This is a genomic window from Rhodothermales bacterium (assembly GCA_039944855.1).
Taxonomy (GTDB): Bacteria; Bacteroidota; Rhodothermia; order Rhodothermales; family JANQRZ01; genus JBBSMX01.
Window position 1 is genome coordinate 32,902 of record JBDUXZ010000024.1, and the last position, 20,019, is coordinate 52,920.

A 20,019-nucleotide genomic window follows, 5' to 3' on the forward strand; every position below is an offset into this window, starting at 1 on the left:
TTTGCACGGCCTCGCCCGAAGCCACCGCCTCCCGCCGTCCGTCGGGTCCCGGTCACAGCATATTCTTCGCACGCAGCGCGTCCGTCACCGGGGCGACGGCGAGGGGGTGGAGCCGGTAACGTACCCCTTCCTGCACGGGCTGCGACACGCCGGGCACGCCGTTGCGCCGGGCCGGCAGCCCCGCCTCGGTCCCGTCCGTCGGCTGGATCAGACGGAGGTTGTGGAGCGACTCGAAGATGAGGAAGCTCTCGTCGCGCGTCGTGCGGAAGATGCGGTCGTGCTCGGAGAGGGTGAGCGTGCCGTGCTGGAGGAGGGCCTTGAGCGCGAATGAGCGCGGGAGGTCGAACGCGCCGACGAAGGCGAAGTCGAGCGGGCGGACGGGGCGGAGCGTGAGGGTGTCAGCCGTGACTTCGAAGTCGGCGGCGCGGAGCCAATAGAGCAGGGCCAGCATCATGTTCGGTCCACTCGCGCGGTAGAGCCCATCGAAGAACTCGCCGTGGAGGATCTCCTGCCGGGCCTCGGGAGACGTGGCTTTGCTCAGCCGCCGCGCCAAGAGCGGCGACGGCTCGGCGGGCTCGGCGAAGGTGAGGGGGAGGCCGCTGCGGGCGTGCCGCTTCATGAGGGCCGCCTCGACCTGGGCCCGCGTAAACGGCGGGAGCACGACGGCGTCGACGAGCCCGGTGATCTGCGGGGCCGTCCGCTCGACGAACCGCCACCCCGGCAGCACCATCGTCCCGACCCACAGCACGGGCGCGTCGGTGCGGGACATGAAGATGAACGTCCGCTCGACGAGGTCGAGCCCGCCCGGCGCGCGGAGGAGGAGGTGTTCGAGCCCTTCGATGAGGCAGACGCGCTTGCGGCCGACGTGCTCCGGCGCGAGGAGGTGGGCTTCGAGCGCTTCGAACGACGCGGCCCCGTCGACGCCCAGCGTCTCGCCGATCAGCCGGGCGAGGGTCGCCTCGTCCGCGGTGCGGTCCGTGAGGTCGAGGTGGACCGTCTCGTCGTCGGCGAAGGTCGTGGCGCGGAGGAGGTTGAGGAACGACGTCCGCCCGCTACCGGGCTCGGCGGTGACGATGAGGGCGCTGGAGTCGCGGTCCTCGCGCCAGCGCTTCGCGTGCTCGGCGGCGCGGGCGAGCTGGTCGGCCCGGTCCTCGAAGAGTGTCGCGTCGGTGAGGGGGGCGAAGGAGAAGAGGCGGCGGTAGACGAGCGGGAGGCCCGCATGGAGGCGGGCGGCCTCGGCGAGGGCGTCGAGCGTCCGCTGCCGGTCCGCCTCGGTCTGCGCGGCGAGGCCCGCCGCGGCCTGCCCGATCTGCACGAGCCGCTTGGCCCCGACGCGGCCGAAGCGCAGCCACTTGCGGAGCGCGAGCGCGGTGCGCTCGCCCGTCTCCCGCGTCTGCCGCTGCGCCCGCGTGAACGTCTGCTGCGTGCGCGTCTTGAAGTCGAGGAACTGCGCCTCGACGAGGTTGGCGGCGTTCGCGCGGCCGTGGAGCGTGGTCCAGCCGTTCTCGAACGTCTCGGTGGCGCGGCGGATGAACGCCTGCCACGGCTCGCCGAGGGGAGCCGTGATGCTGTGGAGCCGCTCCTCGGCCCGCGCGAGCCCGTCGACGGTCAGCTCGCGCGCGTTCGCGAAGGCGTCCTCGCCCTCGTCGTCGCTCCTGGCGGCCGTCTCCGTAGCCGGGTGGCTGGCGACCGCTTCCAGCTCTTCGATCGCCGTCTCGATATTGTAGCGGACGACATCGCGGATGCCCTCGGCCCCGGAGATCGCTTTGAAGAGGGGCTGGCGGAGGGCATCGGCGCTCTTGAGGAGGTAGGCGACGAACTCCTCGCTGAGCGTCGTGCGCACGATGCGCTGGAGCTCCACCTCGGCGGTGCGGCCCGCGTGGCCGGCGCGGTCGGGGCCGAGGCTCGCGTAGAGCGTGACGCGCTCGGGGAGCGCCGCGACGGCCTCGTTCAGCCGCCCGCGCATCGCGGCGAGCGCCTCCTCCACCGCGCGGTCGAGCGAGAGGGTCTGGAGCGCGGGCAGCATCGCGCGGTCAACGTGGTGGAGGGCCGTGTCGAGCACGCCGCGGAGCGCGTCGGCGAGGGCCGCCGGGTCGTCGATCCGGTCACAGACCTCGGTGGCCTCGGCGCGCAGCGTGCCGAACACGCCCGCTGCCGCCTCCACGGTCTCGATCACGGGCAGCACGACGGCGTCGGTTACGCCGTCGATCAGGCGCTCGACCTCCTCGACGAGCCGCTCGCGGAGGTACAGCAGCAGGCGGTCCACGCCCATGCGGCGCACGACCATCCGGTGCCAGTCGGCCCAGCGCTCGACGTCGCTGCGGATCTCGGCGAGGGGTTCGCCGTCGCCCGGCGCCGCGACGCGGTCGCTGTCGTAGCCGCTGCGGCGGACGCGCTCGACGAGGGCGTCGCGGGCGGGCGCGAGCGTGTCCTCGTCGTCGAGCGACGGGGCGAGGGCGAAGCCGTGGAGCGCGGCGTCGAGGGCCTGCGCCACCTCGCGCACGCGGCGGACTTCGGCGATGGGTACGGGCGGCGGCGGCGCCGGAGCACCGTCGGGCGCGGCGTCGGGATCGGCCGGAGCGGGCGCGGCCCACGCGAGGGCGTCGGTGGCGTGGAAGCGCGGCCGGTCGAGCTTGGACTCCAGCCGGAGCAGCTCGTTGGCCCACGTCGCGAAGGCGTCTTCGAGCCGGGCGACGGCGCGGCCGAACTCGGCCTGCACCCGCTGGTGCTCGGCGGCGAAAGCGTGGGGCAGCCGGACGCTGACCTGCTCCTCGACGAGGGCGCGGAGCGGGACCGACTGCGCGACGGGCTCGGCCGGGCGCGGCGCTTTGCGGACGACGCCGCGGAGCCCGTTCGTGACGGAGCGGCCGAGTTCGCGGCTGCGGCGGCGCGTTCGCTCTGTGAGTTTCCGGCCGAGGAGGGCGACGCTGTCTCCGGCCTCGGCGGCGACGAGGCCCTCGGGCTCGGGGCGGAGGACGACGGCGGGCTGGTCGTCGGCTAGCGTCGCGAGCGAGGCCAGCATCTTCGTGTACCGGCCGCCGAGCGTGGCGCCGAGGTCGAGGGCTTCGAGCCCGTCCCGAAATGCGGTGTGCGCGTCGGTCATCTCCCGGCGGTACGCGGTGAGCGCGTCCCACAGCACCTCGGGCGGGCGCGGCGGGGCGTCGAGCGGGCGGTCGAAGCCGTAGACCTCCATCGTGCGCCGGTGGACGGCTGCGGCCTCGGCGGTGAGGGCGCGGAGCGGCTCAGCGGCGTCGGCGCGGACGGCGTCGCGCAGCACGGCGTGGGCCGCGCGGGCGTCCCGGTCGAGGGCGTCGAGTCGGAGCTGGAGATCGGTGTCGGCGTCGAGCCAGGCGTCGGGGGGGAGGGCGTCGGTCATGCCGTGTCGGGCGGGGATTCGGGCTGCGGATGGGGGGCGGCGCGGCGGGCCGAGGCGCCGTCGCCGTTCGCGCCGTCCCCGCTGGGGCGTTCGCCCGAGCGCTCGTCGACGATCTCCTCGTTCATGTCGTTGAGCGCGTCCACGTACGCATCGACCGTCGGCATGGGCCGGAGGAGGCCGGTGCGGAGGAACTCGACCTTCGCCGCCTCTGTGACGTCGCTCATCAGGAGGAACTCGTAGCGTGTGTCGAGCACGTAGGCCTTGACCTTGAGGTGGAGCAGGAACGTCTCCTTGAACTCGTCCTTCACGATGACGACGATGGGCTTGTCGAGGTAGACGTACTTCGAGTTGGCGGCGGCGGCGTAGGCGATCCGCTTGGCGAGGGCGACGTCGACCCAGCCGGGGAGGTAGAGGTCGGTGACGACTTGGAGGTTCAGCTCGCCCGCGTTCGCGTTCGCCACCTGGTCGGCGACGACCTGCGAGTTCGGGACGGAGACGAGGTTGTCATCGGGCGTGACGATCCGCGTCGAGCGGAGGCCGATGGAAACGACCTCGCCATACGTCCCGCCGACGGCGATCTTGTCGCCGACCTGGAACGGCTGGTCGAGGATGATGACGATCCCGCCGAAGATGTTCTTGAGTACCTCCTGCGCCGCGAACCCGACGGCGACGCCGACAGCGGCAGCCGCGGCGAGCAGGCTGTTCCCGGGAATGCGGAAGACGGCGGTGATGACGAGGTAGACCGTGAAAGCCCAGACGAGCAGGCGGACGATCGGGATGAGCTTTTTGTAGAACAGGCGCCGCTCGGCCCCGCGCGCGGCGAGTTCCTCGAGCAGCCAGACGAACCCGCGCACGATGTAGAGCGCGAGGATCACGAGGAGGATCGACACGAGCAGCTTCGGCCCGAAGTTCTGGAGCGCCTGCGTCGCCGTGCCCGCGACGTCGTCGATGGTCGCCTGCGCGGTGGCGCGGGCCGTCGTATCGCGGGCGGGGCGCCGCGCGAGGGCCCGCGCGAGGCTGTCGTTCCGGGCGGCCAACCCGGCGACGGTGCCGAGCGATCGCATCAAGCTGTCGTTCTGCGCCGCGAGCCCGAGAACGGCGGCGCGGAGTGTGGCGAGTTCGGCGCGCACGTCGTCCGCCGTCTGCGGAGGGACCGTTTCCCGAGTCGCCGGTGCGGCTTGAGGCACTACAGCGGTGGCGGGGGGCGAAGCCGCAGTGTCGCGCGCGGTGGGCGTCGGCGCGACGGTCTGGGGTGCGACCGAGTCGGCGGCCTGCTGGGCCGCGGCGGGGCCGCCGAGCGCGAAGGCCAGAGCCAGTACGAGAGACAGCGCGAGGCGCGGGAGGACCATGGGAGGCAGGTGGGCGACGGAACGATGCCCGAATGTACGGCGGCGCTCCAACTTCGGGGGGCGCCGGAGTTCTCGGCGGGCACGGACGCGGGAATGGTCCGTACAACGTGCTCCCTTCGCCCCATTTCGCCCCTCCGCCATGCGCCTCCGTCACCTCGGCTACGCCTGCATCAACCTCACCCTCGGCACGAAGAGCCGGACCCTCCGCCTCGCGAACCTCCGCACGGAAAGGCTCATCCCCGTCATCACCCAGAACCTCCAGTCGATCCTGGACATGCTGCGGTGGAACGCCGAGCACGGCATCCACTTCTTCCGCGTCTCGTCCGACGTGATCCCGTTCGCGACGAAGCCGGAGTTCCCGTTCGACTGGGCCGAGGCCTACGACTGGCTGTTCCGCGACATCCGCCGCGTCGTCAAAGCGGAGGGCATCCGCGTCTCGTCCCACCCCGGGCAGTACACCGTGCTCAACTCGCCGAAGCGGCGCGTCGTCGAGGAGTCGATCGCGGAGCTGGAGCACCAGGCCCGCTTCCTCGATCTCATCGACCCTGTCCACGGGACGCTCACGCTCCACGTCGGCGGGGCGTACGGGGACAAGGCGGCGGCCGTCGAACGGTTCGTGGAGACCTTCGGCCGCCTCTCGGACCGGGCGCAGCAGATGCTCATCCTCGAAAACGACGACACCACGTATTCGCTCGACGACGTGCTCCCGCTCTGCGAACGGCTCGGCATCCCCCTCGTCTTCGACTACTTCCACCACCAGTGCCTCCACTCGGGCGACGACTACCGCGAGGGGCTGACCGAAAAGCTCGACCGCGTCGTGGCGACGTGGGGCGGGCGCGTCCCGAAGTTCCACCTCTCGTCCGCCCGCCCCGACGGGCCGCCCACCGCCCACGCCGACTACGTCCGGCCCGAAGACCTCGACGAATTCGTCGCCCTCATGGACACGGTCAGAGGCGACGGGGAGTACGACATCATGCTGGAGGCGAAGGCGAAGGAGCGCGCCACGCTCGCCCTCGCCGACTACCTCCGCGACGGCACGGTGCCCGCACCCCTCGGCCCGGCCGAAACCGTGGCCGAGGGGGTGGACGCCGGCTGAACTGACGCTGGGCTAGCGGACGACGAGCACTTTCGACGCCTGCCGCTGCCCGCCCGCTTCGAGCACGACGAGGTACACCCCCGTCGCCAGCCGCGAGCCGTCGAATGTGGCGCGGTGCGGGCCCGCTGCCACGTCGCCCTCGACGAGCACGGCGACCTGCCGCCCGAGCACGTCGAAGACGGAGAGCCGGACGGGGCCGGGGCGCTCGACCTCGAACGGCACCGTGGCCGTCGTCGCGAACGGGTTCGGGAACGCCGCGCCGAGCCGGAATGCGGTGGGCTGCGTCGGGCCGTCGTCCTCAGCGTCGACCGTGAGCCGGTCGTTGGAGTCGAACCGGATCACGGTCCCGGCGGGCGGCGTGGTGCCGTCGCCGGCGAGGTCGGCGAGGACGAGCCCTTCGAGTCCGCCAATCGGGGCAACAACGCGGACGAAGCCACTCGTGGCGCGGTAGCAGAAGTTGGTGTAGAAGTTCTGGCTGCGGCAATCTCTCCCGTCGGGGAGCATGTCGACCTGCTCGTCGCCGTCGGTCGCCGGATCATACGTCGCGCCCGGCCCGCCGAAGCCGTTCGCGGCGGCCTCGAAGAGGGCGTAGCCGTTCGGGCGGTCGGGCATCACGCCAATCACGCGCTGCGTGACCGGGATCGTGAGCGTATCGTCGCCTGCGATGACGTCTCGCTCAGCGGGGAACGTGTCGACCCACGCGGCGGCCGGCTCGGTGCCGGAGAGGGCGCGGAGGAGAGGGATCATGCGCACGTCATCCTCCGGTATGTCGACGACGGCGCTGCCGACGTTCCACAGCTCGAACGGCACGCTCGCGATGAGGTTGGAGCCGTCGGGGAGCGTAGAGGCGTAGACGCCGAGGCAGGCGCCGGGCGCAGCGCAGGCTTCCGTAAAGCGAATCTCGAAGTCGTCGCCGTCGAAAACAGCCCCATCGACGAGGAGGTCGGAGAGATCGTTGTCTGGGTTGGTGAGGACGTAATCGGCTGTTGAGTTCGGGTCACGCCAGACGGTGTTGCCGGAGTAGCCCTCGGTGCAGCCCGGGTCGTCCGCGTCGGGGCAGACGTTGGTGCCGGGGGAGGCCGTCTCGATGACGCCGACGCCACCGGCGAGGCCGTCGAAGGCGTAGCGGTAGAGTGTGAACGAACGGGCCTCCGAGTACGATGTCGATGCGAGGCCCGCCCCAACCGCCTTGACGCGCCAGTAGTAGGTTTCTACTTCGTTCGTCGGCCCGGTAAACGTGAGCGCCGGGTCGGTGGGATACGACACTTCGAGGTCGATGAAGTCGGGGTCGGTGGCGATCTCGACGCGGTAGCTCGTAGAACCGAGCACGGTCGACCAGGAGAGGTCCACAGGCTCGTCGATGACTACGGCACCGTCGGCTGGAGACTCGAGCGTGGGGGGGAAGCCGGCCGGCGGGGGCGGGGCGAAGCCGGGGGCGAAGAGGGAGCCGCTGTCGTAGCGGGGTTGCACAGCGTCGGAGGCGTCCCGCAACTCCGTCACCGAGTCGAGGTTGTTCGTGCCCTGCGCGAAGAGCAGCGCGAGGTCGAACACGCGGCTCTCGCCCGGAGCCAGCGTGAAGGCCTCCGACGCGAGGAGGTTGCGGCGGTCGCCGGGGGAAGTGTTTGACCCCGTGCCGTCGCGGTTCACCTCGCTCCAGAACTGCTCCGTGACGGGGTCGCCGGGGAACGCCCGCGTTGTGATGGGTCCCGAGGTCATGTACCCGTCGCCGCCCTCCGTCACGGGCGTGCCGTCCTTCCACAGCCCGCGCAGGTAATTGTAGACCTCGTCGCCGTCGTCGGGGTCCGAGGTCGGAGCACTTGGATTGTTGCTGAAGTACATCGCCACCTCGGCACCGGAGAGGAGGTCGTACCCGAAGGCGGGCGGCATCGTGCCGTAGCCGCCGTTGAGCCCGCCGAAGTCGGCGTTGTCGGCGTTGTAGACGATGGCCATCCCCCGCGTCGAGTCGCTCCCGACGTAGTCGTCGGCGGGGTCACCGAGGTCGGGGTCGGCGAAGAACCCGAACCGCGCCGCCTCGAAGGGCTGGCTGTTCCGGTTGACGAGTTCGTACCGGTAGAACGTGTGCTGGTCGAGGAGGGCCTCGGCCGAGGTGAACGCCGTGACGCGGACCTCCAGCCCGATGGGTTCTGTGAGCGAGTTCTCGTGCTCGTTGCCGACGTCGTTCATCACCCAGAACGCCGTCTGGTGGCCGTACACCTCGGGCCGGTCGCCCGCCGCGAGGTCGTAGTTGTCGGGGTTGCCGTCGCCGTCGACGACTGGCGCACCGAGATGGAAGGGCCAGTTTAGCATGTCGCTCGTTGCCTCGCCGGTCGCGTCATAGCGCTGGAGGTCGAAGGCGTCGACGACGTAGATCCGGTCGAACGCCGAGCAGTCGTCGTCGGGGAGCGTGGCGCCGGGCTCGAGGGGGCCGGGCCAGAACTCGAAGTCGGCATACGTCGCTCCGGCGACCCGGATCTCGCCGCCGATGAGCCCGCCGACCCAGATCCCCGCGGCGAACAGGGGCGAGCGATCCGGACGGTCCGAGATCTTCGGCGCGATGTAGCCGTCGCCGCTGACGGTGCTGTTGCCGAAGAAGAGGGAGCCCGTGTTGAAGAGGCGGGCGCGCACGTCGGCGATGGCGAGGTCGGCCTCCGCGCGGCCGGTCTGGCAATTGCCGGGCGTCTGCGCGAGGGCAGGAACGGCGCCACAGAGGGTGAGGACGAGGGCGATGAACAGGCGCATGAGCGAGGAGGTAAGGGTCGATAGCCGGATGATGCGTCGCCAGGATACGGTGTCCCAAAGATAGAAGCCACTCGATTAGGGATAGGCCGCGCCGCACCGTGTTGCAACGCGCGACCCTCGTCGGATCGAGTCCGACGAGGGCCGCTTGCAGGGATACCGAGACTCGCTGCACGGAAGCATTGACAGGGTCAACGCACGACGAGGACCTTCGACGCCTGCCGCTGCCCGTCCGCTTCGAGCACGACGAGGTACACCCCCGTCGCCAGCCGCGAGCCGTCAAACGTGGCACGGTGCGGGCCTGCCGCCACGTCGCCGTCGACGAGCACGGCGACCTGCCGCCCGAGCACGTCGAAGACGGAGAGCCGGATCGCGCCGGCGCGCTCGACCTCGAACGGCACCGTCGCCGTCGCGGCGAACGGGTTCGGGAACGCGGACCCGAGCCGGAACGCCTGCGGTGCCGTCGGGGCTTCGCCCTCGGCATCCACGAAGAGGATGTCGTTGGAGTCGAACCGGATCACCGTTCCGGCGGGCGGCGTGGTGCCGTCGCCGGCGAGGTCGGCGAGGACGAGCCCTTCGAGCCCGCCGATCGGGGCGACGAAGCGGTTGTTGCCACCGCGGTAGCAGAAGTCGGCGTAGAAGTCCTGGCTGCGGCAATCGCGGCCGTCGGCCGGATTGATGTCGACCTGCTCGTCGCCGTCGGTCGCGGGGTCGTAGGTCGCGCCCGGTCCGCCGAAGCCATTCGCGGCGGCCTCAAACAAGTCATAGCCGTTCGGCCGGTCGGGCATCACGCCGATCACGCGCTGCGTGACGGGGAGCGTGGGCGCGTCGTCACCGACGAGGACGACCTGGGAGCCGGGGAAGACGTCGGCCCACGCGGCCGTCGGCGCTGCGCCTTCGAGGGCGCGGAGCATCGGGATCATGCGCACGTCGTCCTCCGGCACGTCCTCAGCCAAACGGCCCACGTTCCACAGCTCGAAGGGCACGCTCGTGATGAGGTCGGAGCCGCCGGGGAGGGCCGAGGCGTAGACGCCGAGGCAGGCGCCGGGCGTGGCGCACGCTTCCGTGAAGCGGATCTCGTAGTCGTCCGGAACCGCGACGTCGAGGTAGCGGAAGAGGTCGCCGAAATCGTTCTCGGGCGTCGTGAGGACGTAGTCAGACGTCGAGTTCGGGTCGAGCCAGACGGTGTTGCCGGGGTAGCCCTCGGAGCAACCGGGATCGTCGCTATCCTCACAAACGTCGGCGCCGGGGTAGGCCGTCTCGATGATGCCCGTGCCGCGGCCGAAGTCATCGGACTCGTAGCGGTAGAACCGGAACGAGCGGCTGTCGGAGAACTCGCTCGTGGCGAGCCCGTCCGCCACGGCCTGCACGTGCCAGAAGTAGTCGATCACGGCGTTGGATACGCCTTCGAACGTGAGCGACAGATCGGCCGAGTAGAACACCTGGCGGTCGCTGAAGTCGGCGTTGGTCGCGACCTCGATGCGGTAGCTCTCGGCGCCGGGCACGGCCGACCATTCGAGGACCGCTTCGTCGTCGAAGAAGGCCCCGTCGGCGGGCGATACGAGTTCAGGCGTGGCGAGGCCGCCGGGCTCGGGCGGCGTGAAGCCGGGAGCGAAGAGGGTGCCCGCGTCGTAGCGGAACTGCACGGCGTCGGATGCATCGCGGAGTTCGCTGACGGAGTCGAGGTTGTTCGCGCCCTGCGCGAAGAGGAGCGCGAGGTCGAAGGTCCGGCTCTCACCCGGCGCAAGCGTGAAGGCCTCCGACACGAGGAGGTTGCGACGGTCGCCGGGGTCGTTCTCGTCGCCGGTGCCGCCGATGTTCACCTCGCTCCAGAACTGTTCGGTGACGGGGTCGCCGGGGAAGGCCCATGTCGTGACGGGCCCCGAGGTCATGTACCCGTCGCCGCCCTCCGTCACCGGCGTACCGTCACCCCAGAGCGCGCGGAGGTAGTTGTAGATCTGTTCCGCGTTGTTGGGGTCCGATGTCGGACCACCTGCAGTGTTCGTGAAATACATCGCCCCGGCAGCGCCGGAGAGGAGGTCGTACCCGAAGGCCGGCGGGTTCATCCCGTAGCCGCCGCCGAGTCCGCCGACGTCGTCGTTGTCGGCGTTGTAGACGAAGGCCATGCTCCGCGTCGAGTCGCTCCCGACGTAGTCGTCGGCGGGGTCGCCGAGGTCGGGGTCGGCGAAGAACCCGAACCGCGCGGCCTCGAAGGGCTGGCTGTTCCGGTTGATGACCTCGTAGCGGTAGAACGTGTGACGGTCGAGCACGGACTCGGCCGAGGCGAACGCGGTGACGCGGACCTCGAGCCCGATCGGCGCCGTCAGCGAGTTCGTGTGCGCGTTCCCCACGTCGTTCATCACCCAGAACGCCGTCTGGTGCCCGTAGATCTCGGGCCGGTCGCCGCCCTCCAAATTGTAGTTCCCCTCGACGCCGTCGCCGTCGACGACGGGTGCGCCGAGGTCGACGGGCCACGCGGCGAGGTCGTCGGAGGCCGTGCCGGTTTCGTCGTAGCGCTGGAGGTCGAAGGCGTCGACGACGTAGATGCGGTCGAACGCCGAGCAGTCGTCGTCGGGGAGCGTGGCGCCGGGCTCGAGGGGGCCGGGCCAGAACTCGAAGTCGTTGTACGTCGCCGCCGCTACGCGGAGACTATCGTCGATGCGCCCGCCGACCCAGATGCCTGCGGCGAACATGGGGGCGCGGCCGGAGCCCTTCGGCGCGATGTAGCCGTCGCCGCTGACGGTGGTGTTGCCGAAGAAGAGGCTGCCGGTGTTGAAGAGACGGGCCTGCACATCGGCGAGGTTGAGGTCGGCCTCGGCCGTGCCGGTCTGGCAAGTACCGGGCGTCTGCGCGAGGGCAGCGGGCACGGCCAGGAGGCCCCAGAGAAAGAGGAAGAGCGTAGCGAGTCGCATGATGAGTGGGGGTTGGTGAGCAGGGATTAGAGCTTAGCGAGTGAGGAGTTAGGAGGCAAGGCGAATGGTCGTGCCCTTCTGCGCTGGAGCCAGAGCCTCGGGCACGCTCCCCCGGCTCCGAGCGCATCCGAAGCCCCGTGCCGCTAACGCACGACGAGGACCTTCGTCGCCTGCCGCTGCCCGTCGGCGTCGAGCACGACGAGGTACACCCCCGTCGCGAGGCGCGACCCGTCGAGCGTCGCCCGGTGCGGGCCGGCCGCCACGTCGCCGTCGACGAGCATCGCTACCCGCCGCCCGAGCACGTCGAAGACGGAGAGCCGGACCGGGCCGGGGCGCTCGACCTCGAACGGCACCGTCGCCGTCACCGAGAACGGGTTCGGGAACGCCGCGCCGAGCCGGAACGCCTGCGGTGCCGCCGGGCCGTCCTCCTCCGCATTCACAGGGGCGCGGTCGTTCGAGTCGAGGCGGATCGTGGTGCCGGCGGGCGGGGTCGTGCCGTCGCCGGCGAGGTCGGCGAGGACGAGCCCTTCGAGCCCACCAATCGGGACGACGATGCGGTTGCTCCCGCCGCGGTAGCAGAAGTCGGCGTAGAAGCGCTGGCTCCGGCAGTCGGCGCCGTCGGCGGGGTTCGGGTCGACCTGCTCGTCGCCGTCCTCGGCCGGGACGTACGTCGAGCCGGGTCCGCCGAATCCGAGCGCGGCAGCTTCGAAGAGGGCGTAGCCGTTCGGCCGGTCCGGCATCACGCCGAGCACGCGATTTGTCACGGGGAGCGTGAGCGTGTCGCCGCCGGCGATGACGGCCTGCTCGATGGGGAACGTGTCGGCCCACGCTGCCGTCGCTGCTGCGCCTTCGAGCGCACGGAGGAGCGGGATCATCCGCACGTCGTCCTCGGGCACGTCGTCGGCGGCGCTGCCCACGTTCCACAGCTCGAAGGGCACGCTCGCGATGAGATCCGAGTTGCTGCCTGCCCCTCCAGGCAGCACCGAGGCGTAGACGCCGAGGCAGGCGCCGGGCGTGGCACAGGCCTCGGTGAAGCGGATCTCGAAATCCTCTCCGTCGAAGATGTCGCGGTTGCGGAGCAGGTCGCGGAACTCATTGTCCGGGTTGGTGAGGACGTAGTCGCCGGTGCTGTTCGGGCTCAGCCAGACGGTGTTGCCGGGGTAGCCGGCGGCGCAGCCGGGGTCGTCGGCGTCAGGGCACACGTCGGCACCGGGGTAGGCCGTCTCGATGATGCCGATGCCACCGGCGAGGCCGTCGAAGACGTAGCGGTAGAACGTGAACGAGCGCGTCTCGGAATCGACGCTCGACGCGAGCCCGTCGCCGAGCGCCTGCACGCGCCAGCGGTACGGGCTCACCTCGTTCGTCACCCCCTCGAAGGTCAGCGTCGGCTCGATGGGGTAGAACGTCTCGGTGTCGGCGAAGTCGGGGCCGGTGGCGACCTCGACGCGGTAGCTCTCGGCGCCGGGCACGGCCGTCCACGTGAGCACGGCCGGCTCGTCGACGAAGACCGCGCCGTCGTCGGGCGTGAGGAGCGCGGGCGCGGAGAGGGCGCCGGGCGGCGGCGGGGCGAAGCCGGGGGCGAAGAGGGTGCCTGCGTCGTAGCGAGCTTGCACGGCGTCCGAGGCGGCACGCAACGCGACGATCGAGCCGAGGTTATCCGCGCCCTGCGCGAAGAGGATCGCGAGGTCGAACACGCGGCGCTCGCCCGGTGCGAGCGTGAAAGCGGGCGAGGCGATGGTATGGCGCCGATCACCGGGAGGGTTGGGGTCACCAGCTGGATCTGGGTTCACCTCACTCCAGAACTGCTCCGTGACGGGGTCGCCGGGGTAGGTCCACGGGAGGACGGGCCCCTCGGTCTCATAGCCGTCGCCGCCCTCCGTCACCGGCGTACCGTCTAGCCACAGGCCGCGGAGGTAGTTGTAGATCTGGGGGCCATTGTTCGGGTCCGAATTCGGAGCGCCTGCCGTGCTTGCGAAGTACATCGAGACGGCGGCTCCAGTGAGGAAGTCGTAGCCGAGGGCGGGCGGCGTATCCCCGTAGCCATTGTTGAGCCCGCCGCGGTCGTCGTTGTCGGCGTTGTAGACGAACGCCATTCCCCGAGTCGAATCCATCCCCACGTAGTCGTCGGCGGGATCGCCGAGGTCGGGGTCGGTGAAGAACCCGAACCGCGCGGCCTCGAAGGGCTGGCTGTTCCGGTTGACGAGTTCGTACCGATAGAACGTGTGCTGGTCGAGGAGCGCTTCGGCTGAGGTGAACGCCGTCGCTCGTACCTCCAACCCGATCGGCTCCGTCAGCGAGTTGTCGTGCTCGTTGCCGACGTCGTTCATCACCCAGAACGCCGTCTGGTGCCCGTACACCGCCGGGCGGTCGCCCGCCGCGAGGTCGTAGTTGTTCGGGTTGCCGTCGCCGTCGATCACCGGTGCGCCGAGGTCGGCGGGCCAGCCGGCGAGGTCGTCGGAGGCGACGCCGGTGTCGTCGTAGCGCTGGAGGTCGAAGGCGTCGACGACCCAGAAGCGGTCGAAGGCGGAGCAGTCGTCGGGATTGGGGAGCGAGCCGTCTTCGTTCAGCGGCCCCGGCCAGAACTCGAAGTCGGCGTACGTCGCTCCGGCGACCCGGATCTCGCCACCGATGAGGCCGCCGATCCAGAGCCCGCCGGCGAATAGGGGCGAGAGGCCGGAGCCCTTCGGCGCGATGTAGCCGTCGCCCGCAACCGTCGTGTTGCCGAAGAAGAGGCTGCCGGTGTTGAAGAGGCGGGCCCGCACATCGGCGATGGCGAGGTCGGCTTCGGCGCGGCCGGGCTGGCAGTCGCCGGGCGTCTGCGCGAGGGCAGCGGGCGCTGCCGTGAGGCCCGACAAGAGCAGGAAGAGCGTAGCGAGGCGCATGGTGCGAGGGGATAGATGCGAAGGGGAGAACAGCGCGAGGCGCGAGGCGATTCGACGGTCGTCGAGTACCGTGTTCACGTGGCTCTGGGCTAGCGGACGACGAGCACTTTCGACGCCTGCCGCTGCCCGCCCGCTTCGAGCACGACGAGGTACACCCCCGTCGCCAATCTCGACCCGTCGAGCGTCGCCCGGTGCGGGCCCGCTGCCACGTCGCCCTCGACGAGCACGGCGACCTGCCGCCCGAGCACGTCGAAGACGGAGAGCCGGACGGGGCCGGGGTGCTCGACCTCGAACGGCACCGTCGCCGTCACCGCGAACGGATTGGGGAAGGCCGCGCCGAGCCGGAACGCCTGCGGGCTCGCGGGCGCGTCGTCCTCGGCGTCGACCGTGAGCCGGTCGTTGGAGACGAAGCGGATCGTGGTGCCGGCCGGCGGCGTGGTCCCGTCGTCGGCGAGATCGGCGAGGACGATCCCTTCGAGCCCGCCAATCGGCGCGACGATGCGGTTGCTGTTCCCCCGGTAGCAGAAGTCGGCGTAGAAGCGCTGGCTCCGGCAGTCGGCGCCGTCAGCGGGGTTCGGGTCGATCTGCTCGTCGCCGTCTTCGGCCGGGACGTACGTCGCACCGGCGCCGCCGAAGCCATTCGCGGCGGCCTCGAAGAGGGCGTAGCCGTTCGGCCGATCCGGCATCACGCCGAGCACGCGGTTCGTCACGGAGAGCGCGAGCGTGTCGTCTCCCGCGATCACGTCTTGCTCGGCGGGGAAGGTGTCGGCCCATTCCGCGACAGGCTCGGCGCCGGTGAGCGCGCGGAGGAGCGGAATCATCCGCACGTCGTCGGCCGCGTCGTCGCTCGCCCCGAGCCCACCGCGAACGTTCCACAGCTCGAAGGGCACACTGGCGATCAGGTTGTTGCCGCCCGGAATCCGTGAGGCGTAGACGCCGAGGCAGGTGCCGGGCGTAGCGCAGGCTTCGGTGAAGCGGATCTCGAAGTCGTCGCCATCGACCGTGAGGATGTCCCGGAGGAGGTCATTGGGGCGATTCGCGGGGTTCGTGAGGATGTAATCGCCAGTCGAGTTCGGGTCGCGCCAGACGGCGTTGCCGGGGTAGCCCGCGGCGCAGGCGGGGTCGCTGCCGTCGGCGCAGACCGTGACCCCGGGATAGGCCGTCTCGATGAGGCCGAGGCCGTCGCCGAAGAAGTCGCCCACGTAGCGGTAGAACGTGAACGAGCGGACGTCGGAGAACGCGCTCGACGCGAGGCCGTCGGCGAACGCCTGCACGCGCCAGCGGTAGGCGAAGACCTCGTTGGCCCGGTCGTCGGCGAAGGTGAACGCGGGCTCGAGGGTGTAGAACGCGCGGCGGTCACTGAAGTCGGGCTCGGTGGCGATCTCGATGCGGTAGCTCTCGGCGCCGGGCACCTCGGTCCACGTGAGCGTCGCGGACTCGTCGATGAAGACGGACCCGTCGGCGGGGGTGAGGAGGGCGGGCGCGGCGAGGGCGCCGGGCGGCGGCGGGGCGAAGCCGGGGGCGAAGAGGGTGCCGCTGTCGTGGCGGAACTGCACGGCGTCGGAGGCCTCGCGGAGTTCGGCGACGGAGTCGAGGTTGTCCGCGCCCTGTGCGAAGAGGATCGCGAGGTCGAACGTGCGGCGCTCGCCGGGGGCGAGCGTGAAGGCCTCCGAGGCGATGACGTTGCGGCGGTCGCCGGGAGCCGTGTCCGCCCCGGTGCCGTCGATGTTCACCTCGCTCCAGAACTGCTCGGTCTCGGGCGCGCCCGGGAACGCCCACGTGAGGACGGGGCCGCCGGTCATATACCCGTCGCCGCCCTCCGTCAACGGCGTGCCGAACCGCCACCTCGCTCGGAGGACGTTGTAGATCTCAGGCCCGTTGTTGGGGTCTGCGATCTCTGTCCCGGCGACACCCGAGAAATACATCGAGGCCCCGGCGCCGGTGAGGAAGTCGTAGCCGGCCGCCGCGGGCCGGTCGCCGTAGCCACCGTTGAGCCCGCCGTTGTCGTCGTTGTCGGCGTTGTAGACGAACGCCATCCCCCGCATCGAGTCGCTCCCGACGTAGTCGTCGGCAGGATCGCCGAGGTCGGGGTCCACAAAGAGGCCGAACCGGGCGGCCTCGAACGGCTGGCTGTTCCGGTTGACGAGTTCGTAGCGGTAGAACGTGTGCTGGTCGAGCACGGACTCGGCCGAGACGAACGCCGTCGCTCGCACCTCCAGCCCGATGGGTTCCGTGAGCGAGTTGTCGTGCGCGTTCCCCACGTCGTTCATCACCCAGAACGCCGTCTGATGGCCGTACACCGCCGGGCGGTCGCCTGCCGCGAGGTCGTAGTTCCCCTCGACTCCGTCGCCGTCGATCACCGGTGCGCCGAGGTCGGCGGGCCAGCCGGCGAGGTCGTCGGAGGCGACACCGGTGTCGTCGTAGCGCTGCACGTCGAAGGCGTCGACGACCCAGAAGCGGTCGAAGACGGAGCAGTCGTCGGGATTGGGGAGCGAGCCGTCTTCGTCGAGGGGGCCGGGCCAGAACTCGAAGTCGGCGTACGTCGCCGCCGCCACGCGGAGGTCGCCGCCGATGAGCCCGCCGACCCAGATCCCGGCGGGGAAAATCGGCGAGAGGCCGGCGCCCTTCGGGGCGATGTAGCCGTCGCCGCTGACGGTGCTGTTACCGAAGAAGAGGCTGCCGGTGTTGAAGAGGCGGGCCTGCACATCGGCGAGGTTGAGGTCGGTCTCGGCCGTGCCGAGCTGGCAATCGCCGGGCGTCTGGGCGGAGGCGGGGACGGTGCCGAGCAGGAGGACGAGCGCGACGAGGCGAGCGGTAGCGAGGCGCATGGGACCGGAGGTGGATGAGCAGGAGCTACAGCCTAGCGCCTAGCTAGTTAGGAATCAATCCCATCCTCCGTGCCCTCCGCGTACCTCCAGCCGGAGCCCGCGCGGCACCGTCAGGCGGCGAGCAGCGGGGCGGCGTCCGGCGCAAAGCGGGACCCCGTCGCGTCCTGCGTCCCCGGCAGCGGGCCGTCCGGGTCGATGATCTCTTCCATGTCGTTGGGCTCGTGGCAGCCGCGGACGGAGATGATCGCGCCGACGATGAAGATGACGACGAGGGTCGCGATGATAAAAATCGTGGTGGATTTGCGGTTGGTCTCTTGCTGGGAGTCGGCCATGAGAGGAGAGAGGCGAAGAGGAAGTGAACGAATAGTCAGCGCGGGGCCGCTCGGGGTACGGGATCGGGGGCACGCCGCGTTCCCACAGAAACCGGGCGGCACCCGTCGCGTTCCTGCCGCCCTCTCCATCGCCCCGCTATGCTCCGCGCCCTGCCGCTCGCCCTGCTCCTCCTCTCGCTCACGCCGACGGCCGCGGCGCAAACGGCTTCCGTCAGCGGCACCGTCCGCGACGCTGAGACGGGCGAGACGCTGATCCAGGCGACGGTCGTCGCCGAGGGCACCGGGCTCGGCGTGGCGACGAACCGCGAGGGGTTCTACGGGCTCACCGGGCTCGGCGCGGGCGAGGTCGCGCTCGTGGTGTCGTACGTCGGCTACGAGCCGTTCCGCACGACGCTGAACCTCGGGCCGGACGAGCGGCGGCGGCTCGACGTGGCGCTGCGCCCGTCGGCCGTCGAGGGTGGCGAGGTCGTCGTCGAGAGCGAGGCGCCGCTCGAAGAGGAGAAGGCCGTCGGCGTGCAGAACGTGCCGATCCGGCTGATCCAGCAGATCCCGTCGGCGATCGAGAACGACCTCTTCCGCGCGCTCCAACTCCTCCCCGGCGTCAAGGCCGCGAGCGACTTCTCGTCCCGCCTCTACATCCGCGGCGGCTCGCCCGACCAGACCCTCATCCTCCTCGACCAGACGACGGTCTACAACCCGACCCACTTCTTCGGCTTCTTCTCGACGTTCAACACCGACGCCATCAAGGACGTCCGCGTGTTCAAAGGCGGCTACCCGGCGGAGTACGGCGGCCGGCTCGGCTCGGTGATCGACGTGAGCAACCGCGACGGCAACCGGAACGCGCTCGACGGCAAGCTCAGCGTCGGCCTCCTCGCCTCGCGCGTCAACGCCGAGGGGCCGTACCGCCTGCCGAAGGCGCTCGGCGGGGCCGAGGGCTCGTGGTTCCTCGCCCTCCGCCGCTCCACGCTCGAACCCCTCCTCGCCGCCCTCCGCGACTCCGAGGAGTTCATCCCCGACGGGTTCTACTTCCTCGACTTCAACGGCAAGGTGAACCTCGACCTCTCGCCCAACGACCGGCTCTCGGTCTCGGGCTACGCCGGCGTCGACGACGTGGACTTCCCCTTCGCCGAGAACGCCCGCTTCAACCTCCGCTACGGCAACCAGACCGGCAGCGTCCGCTACACCCGCATCTTCTCCGACCGCGTGTTCTCGACGCTCCGGTTCACTGGCTCGCGCTACTTCAGCTTCCCGAAGGCGGAGGTCGCCGGGACGGAGTTCGAGCAGCGCAACACGATCGACGACGTCTCGGCGAAGGCGGACGTGGAGTGGCTCGCGAGCCCGCAGTTCGAGGTCAAGGCCGGGGCGTGGGGCGGCGACCTCTCGCTCCGGCTCAACAACTTCTTCGACGGGCGAGAGACGCTCGACTCCCGCATCGAGAGCCGCTATTTCTCGGGCTACGGGCAGGCGACGTTCCGCCCGACGCCGGCGTGGATCCTCACCGGCGGCCTCCGCGCGGCGTACTTCTCCTCGGGCGACTACCTCCGGCTGGAGCCGCGCCTCTCCGTCGAGCGGAAGTTCGGCGAGCGCGTCCTCGCGCAGGCCGCCTACGGCCGCTACTACCAGTTCCTCACCCTCGTCTCGAACGAGGCGTTCTCCGCCTTCGACGTGTGGGTGACGGCCGCCGAAGCCGTGCCGCCGTCGTACGGCGACCAGTTCGTGCTCGGGCTCAAGACGCGCCCGCTCGACAACTTCGGCGCCGACGTCGAGGTCTACTACCGGACCCTCCGCGACCTCTTCGAGATCGACCCGAACCTGCCCGACGTGGCGGGGCTTGAATACGCTGACATCTTCCGCTTCGGCGAGGGCTACGCGACGGGCATCGAGATGCAGCTGGAGCGGCCGAAGGGGCGCCTCAACGGGTTCATCGGCTACACGCTCGCGCTCACGCAACGGAAGTTCATCGGCGCCGACGGCGACCCGGTCAACCCCGACGCCAACGGCGAGCCGCAGTACTACTCGCCGAAGTACGACCGTCGCCACGACCTCTCGCTCGTGGCGAACCTCGAGCTCGGCCGGGGGTGGACGCTGACGGGCACGTTCGTCTACGCCACCGGGCAGGCCTACACCCGCGCGAACGGCCGCTACGACGTGGACCTCCCCGTCGGCAGCATCGAGGGCGGCGCCATCGAGACCTCGGGGCTCAACCGCGCCCGCCTCCCGGCGTACCACCGCGCCGACCTCGGCTTCACACGCGAGGGCTCGTTCTTCGGACTCGGCGACTACGAGCTCCGGCTCCAGACGATCAACCTCTATTCGCGCCGCAACGTGTGGTTCATCCTCACCGACCTCGACGAGGAGTTCGCGGCGCAGGACCCGGTGCGGATGCTGCCGCTCCTCCCGAACGTCTCCCTCACCGTCGATTTTTAGCGCCCTACCTCAAAAATCTGAGTGTCATTGCGAGCGGAGCGAAGCAACCCCTCAGGGCTCGGCGCAGCCAATCTCCAAAGG

At 70.4% G+C, this 20,019-nt stretch carries 9 protein-coding genes; 2 read left to right on the forward strand and 7 right to left on the reverse strand.

Annotated elements, in window-relative coordinates; all coding sequences use genetic code 11:
* Positions 1–52: 52 nt before the first annotated feature.
* Both ABJF88_12875 and ABJF88_12880 read right to left on the reverse strand, forming a co-directional pair.
* Positions 53–3,376: a hypothetical protein gene (locus ABJF88_12875; GenBank protein MEP0547820.1), complete on the reverse strand. Its 3,324-nt coding sequence runs from the start codon at positions 3,374–3,376 to the stop codon at positions 53–55.
* Complete coding sequence (locus ABJF88_12880) at positions 3,373–4,725, reverse strand: mechanosensitive ion channel domain-containing protein (GenBank protein ID MEP0547821.1); 1,353 nt, start codon at positions 4,723–4,725, stop codon at positions 3,373–3,375. Before ABJF88_12880 ends, ABJF88_12875 begins: the two co-directional genes overlap by 4 nt.
* Positions 4,726–4,864: 139 nt before the next feature.
* Here ABJF88_12880 and uvsE point away from each other — a divergent pair, with 139 nt between their 5' ends.
* Positions 4,865–5,821 (forward strand): UV DNA damage repair endonuclease UvsE, encoded by a 957-nt coding sequence (gene uvsE / locus ABJF88_12885; GenBank protein MEP0547822.1) that lies wholly within the window; start codon positions 4,865–4,867, stop codon positions 5,819–5,821.
* A gap of 12 nt (positions 5,822–5,833) precedes the next feature.
* Here the strand turns inward: uvsE and ABJF88_12890 are convergent, their stop codons facing one another.
* The 5 genes from ABJF88_12890 to ABJF88_12910 form a co-directional block, all read right to left on the reverse strand.
* A complete protein-coding gene (locus ABJF88_12890) occupies positions 5,834–8,560 on the reverse strand; it encodes a T9SS type A sorting domain-containing protein (protein ID MEP0547823.1) in 2,727 nt (908 codons plus the stop codon).
* 188 nt (positions 8,561–8,748) lie between these two features.
* Entirely contained in the window at positions 8,749–11,469 is a 2,721-nt protein-coding gene (locus ABJF88_12895) for a T9SS type A sorting domain-containing protein (protein ID MEP0547824.1), read from the reverse strand.
* A 143-nt stretch (positions 11,470–11,612) separates the two neighbouring features.
* The gene (locus ABJF88_12900; protein ID MEP0547825.1) at positions 11,613–14,351 is read right to left on the reverse strand and encodes a T9SS type A sorting domain-containing protein; all 2,739 of its coding nucleotides are present in this window, start codon (positions 14,349–14,351) and stop codon (positions 11,613–11,615) included.
* An 89-nt stretch (positions 14,352–14,440) separates the two neighbouring features.
* Complete coding sequence (locus tag ABJF88_12905; GenBank protein ID MEP0547826.1) at positions 14,441–17,179, reverse strand: T9SS type A sorting domain-containing protein; 2,739 nt, start codon at positions 17,177–17,179, stop codon at positions 14,441–14,443.
* 110 nt (positions 17,180–17,289) lie between these two features.
* Positions 17,290–17,511 carry a hypothetical protein gene (locus ABJF88_12910; GenBank protein MEP0547827.1) on the reverse strand — a complete coding sequence of 74 codons (222 nt, stop codon included), beginning with the start codon at positions 17,509–17,511 and terminating at the stop codon, positions 17,290–17,292.
* Between the two features lie 138 nt (positions 17,512–17,649).
* Here ABJF88_12910 and ABJF88_12915 point away from each other — a divergent pair, with 138 nt between their 5' ends.
* Positions 17,650–19,938, forward strand: coding sequence for a TonB-dependent receptor (locus ABJF88_12915; GenBank protein ID MEP0547828.1), 2,289 nt, complete (start codon positions 17,650–17,652; stop codon positions 19,936–19,938).
* Positions 19,939–20,019: the final 81 nt, after the last annotated feature.

Coding starts and splice junctions, on each gene's coding strand:
- ABJF88_12875 (MEP0547820.1), bottom strand. CDS start 3,376: ATGACCGACGCCCTCCCCCCCGACGCCTGGCTCGACGCCGACACCGAT.
- ABJF88_12880 (MEP0547821.1), bottom strand. CDS start 4,725: ATGGTCCTCCCGCGCCTCGCGCTGTCTCTCGTACTGGCTCTGGCCTTC.
- uvsE (MEP0547822.1), top strand. CDS start 4,865: ATGCGCCTCCGTCACCTCGGCTACGCCTGCATCAACCTCACCCTCGGC.
- ABJF88_12890 (MEP0547823.1), bottom strand. CDS start 8,560: ATGCGCCTGTTCATCGCCCTCGTCCTCACCCTCTGTGGCGCCGTTCCT.
- ABJF88_12895 (MEP0547824.1), bottom strand. CDS start 11,469: ATGCGACTCGCTACGCTCTTCCTCTTTCTCTGGGGCCTCCTGGCCGTG.
- ABJF88_12900 (MEP0547825.1), bottom strand. CDS start 14,351: ATGCGCCTCGCTACGCTCTTCCTGCTCTTGTCGGGCCTCACGGCAGCG.
- ABJF88_12905 (MEP0547826.1), bottom strand. CDS start 17,179: ATGCGCCTCGCTACCGCTCGCCTCGTCGCGCTCGTCCTCCTGCTCGGC.
- ABJF88_12910 (MEP0547827.1), bottom strand. CDS start 17,511: ATGGCCGACTCCCAGCAAGAGACCAACCGCAAATCCACCACGATTTTT.
- ABJF88_12915 (MEP0547828.1), top strand. CDS start 17,650: ATGCTCCGCGCCCTGCCGCTCGCCCTGCTCCTCCTCTCGCTCACGCCG.